At 52.2% G+C, this 612-nt stretch carries 1 protein-coding gene; it reads left to right on the top strand.

Annotation, left to right across the window (positions count from 1 at the left end; translation table 11 throughout):
* Positions 1-82 precede the first annotated feature (82 nt).
* Positions 83-612 (top strand): recombinase family protein (locus KP705_RS16185; RefSeq protein WP_215764983.1); only part of this gene is annotated, 530 nt, incomplete at its 3' end.

Below are 612 nucleotides of genomic sequence, written 5' to 3' on the forward strand. Positions count from 1 at the left end.
GAATACAGCCGTGTGCTGTGTCTCATAAAGGTGGTACCATATGTTTTGMAGTCATGGGGCCTTATACGTTACACTTTCCCGTATGAMACACATAATGATCGGMTATGCCCGCTGCTCGACGGACAAACAGGATCTCGCGGCCCAGCATCAGGAACTGCTCAAACTAGGTKTTTCTGCCGATCGTATTTACACCGACAAGGGCTTCACCGGCACGAACCGGGAAAGGGCCGGCCTTGACCAGGCACTGGCGGCTGTTCGTAGTGGCGATACTTTGGTCGTACCAAAGCTTGATCGACTGGCCCGCTCTGTCCCTGATGCACGGCTTATTGGCGACAGCCTGGCATCCCGTGGCGTGAAGCTTCAACTTGGGAACAGTATTCACGATCCGTCTGATCCAATGGGCAAGTTGTTCTTCAACATCCTTGCGACTTTCGCGGAGTTTGAAGCCGATCTGMTCCGGATGCGTACTCGTGAAGGGATGGCCGTTGCACGCGACAAAGGTAAACTACGCGGAAAGAAACCCAAGCTTTCTGAACGTCAGCAAAAAGAGCTTCGCCGGATGTATGATACCGGCGATTACTCCATCAGCGATCTTTCAGAACTGTTTTCTAT

It is taken from the genome of Gluconobacter sp. P1D12_c (assembly GCF_018812105.1).
Lineage (GTDB): Bacteria > Pseudomonadota > Alphaproteobacteria > Acetobacterales > Acetobacteraceae > Gluconobacter > Gluconobacter oxydans_A.